Annotated in this window: 7 protein-coding genes; 2 read left to right on the forward strand and 5 right to left on the reverse strand. The window is 72.0% G+C overall.

Features of this window, described 5'->3' with window-relative positions:
* From L2I40_RS16020 to L2I40_RS16040, 5 genes are all read right to left on the reverse strand, one after another.
* Positions 1-797, reverse strand: a 797-nt coding sequence (locus tag L2I40_RS16020) for a glycosyltransferase family 2 protein (protein WP_237216199.1), incomplete at its 3' end; no start/stop codon positions are given.
* Positions 757-1,068 carry a hypothetical protein gene (locus L2I40_RS16025; RefSeq protein ID WP_237216200.1) on the reverse strand — a complete coding sequence of 104 codons (312 nt, stop codon included), beginning with the start codon at positions 1,066-1,068 and terminating at the stop codon, positions 757-759. The genes L2I40_RS16020 and L2I40_RS16025, both read right to left, overlap by 41 nt.
* Before the next feature lie 78 nt (positions 1,069-1,146).
* The gene (locus tag L2I40_RS16030; protein ID WP_237216201.1) at positions 1,147-2,550 is read right to left on the reverse strand and encodes an HlyD family type I secretion periplasmic adaptor subunit; all 1,404 of its coding nucleotides are present in this window, start codon (positions 2,548-2,550) and stop codon (positions 1,147-1,149) included.
* On the reverse strand, positions 2,547-4,301 hold the full coding sequence (locus L2I40_RS16035) for a type I secretion system permease/ATPase (RefSeq protein ID WP_237216202.1): 1,755 nt from the start codon (positions 4,299-4,301) through the stop codon (positions 2,547-2,549). The genes L2I40_RS16030 and L2I40_RS16035 overlap by 4 nt, the downstream gene beginning before the upstream one ends.
* A 4-nt stretch (positions 4,302-4,305) precedes the next feature.
* Positions 4,306-4,806, reverse strand: coding sequence for a hypothetical protein (locus L2I40_RS16040; RefSeq protein WP_237216203.1), 501 nt, complete (start codon positions 4,804-4,806; stop codon positions 4,306-4,308).
* A 95-nt stretch (positions 4,807-4,901) separates the two neighbouring features.
* Between L2I40_RS16040 and L2I40_RS16045 the strand changes: the two genes are divergently transcribed.
* Both L2I40_RS16045 and L2I40_RS16050 read left to right on the forward strand, forming a co-directional pair.
* Positions 4,902-6,179, forward strand: a complete 1,278-nt coding sequence (locus L2I40_RS16045; protein ID WP_237216204.1) for an outer membrane beta-barrel protein — start codon at positions 4,902-4,904, stop codon at positions 6,177-6,179.
* A 27-nt stretch (positions 6,180-6,206) separates the two neighbouring features.
* Positions 6,207-6,838 (forward strand): WecB/TagA/CpsF family glycosyltransferase (locus L2I40_RS16050; RefSeq protein ID WP_237216205.1); only part of this gene is annotated, 632 nt, incomplete at its 3' end.

Genomic DNA, 6,838 nt, shown 5'->3' on the forward strand with positions numbered 1-6,838 from the left:
ACCGCGTCGGTCGCGCCCTGCCAGTGCAGTCGCGTGAGCAGCCAGTCCGGGTTGAGGCGGTTCTGCTGGATGGAGTGCCGGACCGTGATGCGCCCATCGTAGAAGACGCGCCGGCCCGCCGCGCGCAAGCGGTCCAGCACCTCGACCTCCTCCCCCGAGAGCAGGCGCGTCCCGACCCTGCCGAGTTCCTCCGGGAAGCCGCCCACGCCGCGCAACGCTTCGCTGTCGAAGGCCATGTTGGCGCCGTACACGGCGACGCCGTCCGGCAGGTCGCGGCCTTCCTCGCCACGGCCTTCCCACTCGACGATGGTCAGCACGCCGCGGAGCGCGGGCGGCCACCACGCGGGAAGCGGACCCTCCCAGTTCGGCAGGATCCGGCCGCCGATCGCGGCGGCGTCCAGCGGCAGGGATTGGATGGCCTCGCGCAGCCTGAGCGACCAGTCGGGCAGCGGCACCGCGTCGTCGTCGAGGAAGGCGGTCCAGGCGGCGGAGGAAGCTTCGAGGCCGAGGTTGCGCGCGATGGACAGGCCCGGCCGCTCGGACCGGACGAGGCGCGCGCCGGCCTCAGCCGCGAGCGCCGCGATCTCGGCCGCCGCCTGCGGTGGCGAGGCGCTGTCCACCACCACGACGTCGGTGGCCTCCTCCTGCACGGAGAGGCCGGCGAGGCAGGCGCGCAGATAGGCGGGGCGCGCATGCGTGCAGATCACCGTCGTCAGCGCGGCCGGTCGGGCCGCGCTGCCGTCGGAGGCGCGGTCGTCAGCCGTTGAAGCGGAAGGCTCCACCGGGCTGGTCCGCATGGCCCTGATTTGTCCCCCCGCCAGCCTGGGCGGGCTGCTGGGCCGCTTCCTTCGCGCGCTGCTCGAGCTGGCGGGTGACCTCGGCGAAGACGCGGCCGAGGATCGGCAGCTGGGTCACCGGGACGACGAGGATGCCGGAGGGATTGGCGCGCGGCGCCTCGCCCTGCTGCGGCGGCTGGCCGGTCATCGTGGCGAGGGTGATGCGCGCCACGCCATTGGCGATGTGCACGTCGACGACGCCATCGGCGAAGAGTGTCGGAAGAGCGGCCATGATCCCCTGATCCCTTGGTTGGCTTATCGGTGACGCCGCGCGGCGCCGCCAGCGCGCGCGCGGCCACGTCTGCGTGAGCTATTGCTCGCGGAAGGCGCGGTGGAAGCTGTCGAAGACCGGCTGGAGCAGGTAGCGGCCGAAGGACCGCTCGCCGGTGCGGATCTGCGCCTCCACCATCATGCCGGGACGCAGCTGCACGCCGTCGAGCGCGCGCAGCTGGTCGTCGTCGAGGGCGATGTGCACGCGGTAATGCGCCGTGCCGCGACGCTCGTCCTGCGTGACGTCCGACGCGACGAAGATGACATGCCCGTGCAGGTAGGGCACGAGCCGCTGCTTGAAGGCCGGCAGGCGGACCTCCGCGACGAGGCCCGGGTGGATGACCTCGATGTCGTTCGGCTGGACGTTCACCTCGGCGATGATCCGGTCGCTCTGCGGCACGAGGTCCATCACCGGGTCGCCGGCGCGGACCACGGCGCCGACGGTGAAGACGCGCAGGTTCAGCACGGTGCCGGCCTCCGGCGCCGTGATCTCGAGGCGCGTCGAGACGTTCTCGGCCGCGCGCAGCCTCTCCTCCGCCTCGGCGAGACGGACGCGCACGTCGCGCAGCTCGGTCGAGGATTCCTGGCTGCGCTGGTCGCGCAGGCGCCGCATCTCGCGCTCGTTCTCCGCGATCTGGGCGCGCGAGCGGTCGGCCTGGCTGGTGATGTCGGCGATGTTGCCCTGGGTCGCGGCGACCTGCCGCTGGATGGCGAGCAGCTGCGGCAGGCGCGCCAGGCCCTGGGAGAGCAGCTGGGCGGTGTTGGTCTCCTCGGCGCGCAGCAGCACCAGCATGCGCTCCTGCGCCTCGCGCTGCGCCATGGAGGAGCGGATCTGCGCCTCCGCCTGCTCGACGCGGGCCTGGAGCACCGTCATCTGGCTCTCGAGCGCGATGCGACGCGCCTCGAACAAGGCGCGCTGGCCGGTTACCGCGTCCTGCGCGCGCGGCGCGTCGGAGGCGAGCAGCTCGCGCGGGAAGATCACCTCGCGCGCGCCGGCGAGCTCGGCGACGAGGCGCGCATCCTGCGCCATGAGCGCCCAGCGCTGGCTGCGCAGCGTCTCGGTCTGCTGGGCCGCCTGCGGCTGGTCGAGGCGCATCAGCAGCTGGCCCTGGCGCACCTCGTCGCCGTCGCGGACCAGGATCTCGCGCACGATGCCGCCCTCGAAGTGCTGGATGGTGCGCCGCGTGCCCTCGACCTTCAGCAGGCCGGGCGCGATCGCGGCTTCGGCCAGCGGCGTCAGCGCCGCCCAGCTGCCGAGGCCGACGATGAAAAGAAGCACCACCGCGTAGCCGAGCAGCACCGGGCTGCGCGTGCGCGGCCGCGGCGCGTCGAGGATCAGCGCCGTCTCCGCGGGCTGCCAGAGCGCGGGGGCGGAGGCGGGGCGGGGCGCGACGGCGGTGCCGCCGGCGGCCAGGGCGTTGCGGGGCAGGGTGACGTCGCTCATCGGCTGCCTCCTTCGACGCGCTGCGCCGGGACTTCGGCCGGTCGGGCCTGCTGCATGAGCCGCTTCAGCACCTCGGCCCGCGGGCCGAAGGCCTCGACCGCGCCGTCGCGCAGCAGCAGCACCTTGTCGACGCCCTGCACGAGCGTCGGACGGTGGGAGACGAGGACGACTGTCGTGCCGCGCCGCTTCAGGTCGTGCAGCCCGGCGATCAGCGCCTGCTCGGCATCGCCGTCGAGGTTGGAGTTGGGCTCGTCGAGCACGACGAGCTTCGGCGTCCCGAACATCGCGCGCGCAAGCCCGATCAGCTGGCGCTGCCCGCCCGAGAGGTGCTGTCCGCCGTCCCCGATCTCGGTGTCGTAGCCCTGCGGAAGGCGCAGGATCATCTCGTGGCATCCCGCGACGCGGGCCGCCTCGAACACCGCCTCGGGCTCGGCGTCGGCCATGCGGGCGATGTTGCGGAACACCGAGCCGTCGAACAGCTCGACGTCCTGCGGCAGGTAGCCGACATGGCGGCCGAAATCCTCGCGCATCCAGGTGAAGACGTCGGCGCCGTCGAGCCGGACGGAGCCGGCGGAGGGCTGCAGCGTGCCGATCAGCAGGCGGATCAGCGTCGTCTTGCCCGCGGCCGAGGGCCCGATGACCGCCAGCGACTCACCGGGGGTGAGGGAGAAGGAGACGCCCTTCACGATGGCGACCGGCTGGCCCGGGAAGCCGAAGGTCACGCGTTCGACCGAGACGCGGCCGGTTGGCTCCGGCAGCGGCATGCCGGGCGGGCGGAGCCGGGGGAGGGCCAGGAACGAGAGCAGCCGGCGATAGGCCTGGCGGGCCTGCACGAGCTGCTTCCAGCCGCCGATCATCTGCTCCACCGGCGCCAGGGCGCGGCCCATGATGATGGAGGCGGCGATGGAGGCGCCGGCGGTCAGCTGCTGCTCGAGCACGAGCCAGGCGCCGACGCCGAGCACCGCGACCTGGACGGCGAGCCGGAAGAAGCGGGTGATGGAGAGGAGGATGGCCGCCCGGTCGGCCGCGCGCTCCTGCGGCGGCAGGGTGGCGGCCAGCCCCTCGCGCCAGCGCTGCAGCACGGCGCCGTTCATGCCCATGCTGTCGATCACCTCCGCGTTGCGCACGATGCTTTCGGCGCGACGCTGGCTGGCGATCGCGCCCGTGGAGGCCTGGCGCACCAGGGCGCCGGTCGCCCATTCGTTCGCGAGCGTCAGGACGAAGAGCGTCAGCGCGCCCATCAAGGCGATCCAGCCGAGCGTCGGGTGCAGCAGGAAGATGACCGCGAGGAAGATCGGCACCCAGGGCACGTCGAAGAGGGTGAGGGAGGCGGGCGAGCCGAGCCAGCTGCGGCAGACGCCGAGGTCGCGCAGCGCCTCCATCCTGTAGGGGCGGTTGCGCAGCTGCGCCTCGATCGCGCGGATGAAGGCCTCGGGCGCGGCCTTGCCTTCGACCCAGGCGGCGATGCGCTGCATGACCTGGCCGCGTAGCCCGTCCAGGATCGCCATGACCAGCAGCGCGAAGAGCGCGATCGCGGTCAGGTAGTAGAGGGTGTCGAGGCTGCGCGTGGAGAGCACGCGGTCGAACACCTGCATCATGTAGATCGAGACGGTCAGCTGCAGCAGGTTGACCATGCCGCTGAACACCGCGACGGCCACGAGCTGCCGCCGGCAGGCCGCAACGGCCTGGGACAGCACGGTCTCGGTCGGGCGGTCGGACTGGCCGAGCTGGAGCGGCATGGGTCTCAGCATGGCGTCAGGACCTCGTCGTGGCTCGCGCGAGGAGCTGGCCAACCTGCTCGACGAGACCGGCGGACCAGTCCGGGAAGGCGAGCGAGGCGGCCAGCAGCAGCGCGATGCCGAGGGCGACGGCGACGAGGTTCGCCGCGACGACGCCGGTGAATGACAGGCCGCGCGGCAGGCGGGCGAGTTGCTCGTCCATCGCCTGCCGGCGGATCGCTTCGGCCTGGTTGTGCATCAGCCGGAAGGCATGGGCCTCCAGCTCGGCATCCGCGGCGCGTCGCAAGCCGTCGACACCCTCGCGCGGGAGGGTGTGGCCGGCCTCGGCAGCCATGCCGTAGGCCAGCAGGTCACGCAACCGGTGGTCTGATTCCGAAAGGAAATCCTGCAACGGCAGCGCGAATGTTCCGGGCGACGGCCCATCGGCAGTCGTTGCGGATGCGCGCGATTGCTGCGAAGCAGTCGTGGTGCCGGCAGTGTTTGCCATCGCCGTCTGTTCTGGTCGGTTGGTCATCAATTATTCGTGTGCAGTGATTGCCGTTTCGTTGATGACATGCTCCGAAGTAGCTGTGTTAGCACGGCGGGGCAGGGGCAGAAACAAGGAGTTATCGCGTGGGGGTGCACTTCATCCGGATCGTTACAGGACTGGCCGTGTTCTTCACGCCACTGCTGGCCGGCGCGCAACCGGTCCCGCGCGGCGAGGCCGGCCGGGGTGTCACCGTCCAGGATCGCGCGCGCGCGGATTTCGATCCGCTCGGCGTGCGGCTCGGCGCCTTCAGGCTCGCCGCGGCGGCGGATCTCGGCCTCGGCTGGGACGACAACCTCTTCGGCACGAAGAACAACCGCGTTTCCGACTGGTTCTCGACGCTCGGCGCCGACGCATCCCTGTTCAGCGACTGGACGACGCATCAGGTCGGCGTCACCGGCCGCGTCGAGCGGCGCGCCTACTTCAGCGAGACGGACCAGGACTGGACCGACTACGCCATCGCTGCCGTCGGCCGCTACGACCTGACCCCCGACACCAGCATCGAAGCCCGCATCAACCGCGCGCAGGAGCACCTAGAGACGCAGAGCTACGACGTGCAGGAGGCGGGCATCCGTGAGCCGGTGCCCTACGCCCTCACCGAAGTGAACGGCGCCCTCACGACGCGCTTCAACCGCATCGGCGCACTCGCCATCGCCAACTGGCGCAGCTACCGCTTCGAGGATGTCGACGCCGGGCCGGCGACCACGCCGGGCGGGACGCCCCCCGGCAACGTCTCACGCAACGATTTCGACAGCGCGCTCGCGGCGCTCGGCCTCACCTACGAGATCGGGCCCGGCCGCTTCGTCAACCTGATCGGCCGCTTCCAGGACATCACCTACAAGGACAGCTCGCAGCGCGGCCGCGACAGCCAGACCTGGGAAGGGCTGGTCGGATTCACCTACGACTTCGACGGCGTCTGGGCGTTCCGCGCCGCCGTCGGCTACCGCGAGCGCAGCTACGACGATCCGCGGCTGCGCAACCTGTCGGGCCCGGCCTTCGAAGGCGTGGTGACTTGGCAGCCGACGCTGCTGACGACGGTCAGCGCGAGTGCGCGCAGGACCATCGAGGAATCGATCCGCGCGAATGCGGTGTCCTACACCCGCACGCAGGGCCTGCTGCGCGTCGACCACGAATACCTCCGCAACGTCATCCTCTCGGCCGAGATCGGCGCCGACCGCCGCGAGTACGAGCAGCCGGATGAGCGCGCGACCGACGGCTTCCTCATCGTCTCGGCCCGCTGGTTGATCAACCGCAACCTCTCGCTGATCGGGTCCTACCAGCATGTCCGTCGGCTCGACGCGACGCAGGGGTTCGACGAGTACGACCGCAACCTCTTCCTGCTCCGGCTGCGCGCGGCGCTGTAGGCGCGTGGCCCGCGCCGCGTCGCGTCCATGACGGAACTGCTGGGGCTGGAATTCGAGGACCGCGACGCCGACGCGGTCCTCGGCATGCTCGCGGCACGCGGCGCGGAGGCGCCCTTCGCCTATCTCGTCACGCCGAATGCGGACCATCTCGTCCGGCTTGCGCGCGAGCCGGGGCGATACGGGCCGCTCTACCGCGACGCGGCCTGGCGGCTGCTCGACAGCCGCGTGGTGGCGCGGCTGGCGCACGCCATGGGGCTCGCCGCGCCGCCCGTGGTGCCGGGCAGCGACCTCACCGCGCGGCTTTTTGCCGAGGTCATCGGGCGCGACGACCCGGTCGCGCTGCTCGGCGCCACGCCGGCGACGGCGGAGGGATTGCGGGCGCGCTTCGGCCTCTCGCGGCTCGTGCAGCACGTTCCGCCGATGGGGTTCGACACCGATCCGGCCGCGATGGAGGCGGCGCTGGCCTTCTGCGAGCAGGCCCGGCCGCGCTTCCTGTTCCTCGGCGTCGGCTCGCCGCGGCAGGAGGTCGTTGCGCGCGCGCTCGCGGCGCGGGGCCGGGCGCGCGGCACGGCGCTCTGCATCGGGGCGAGCCTGCTGTTCCTGTCGGGCGAGGAACGCCGCGCGCCGCGGCCCCTGCAGCGCGCCGGCCTCGAATGGGC

It is taken from the genome of Falsiroseomonas oryziterrae, from assembly GCF_021864505.1.
Taxonomy (GTDB): Bacteria; Pseudomonadota; Alphaproteobacteria; order Acetobacterales; family Acetobacteraceae; genus Falsiroseomonas; species Falsiroseomonas oryziterrae.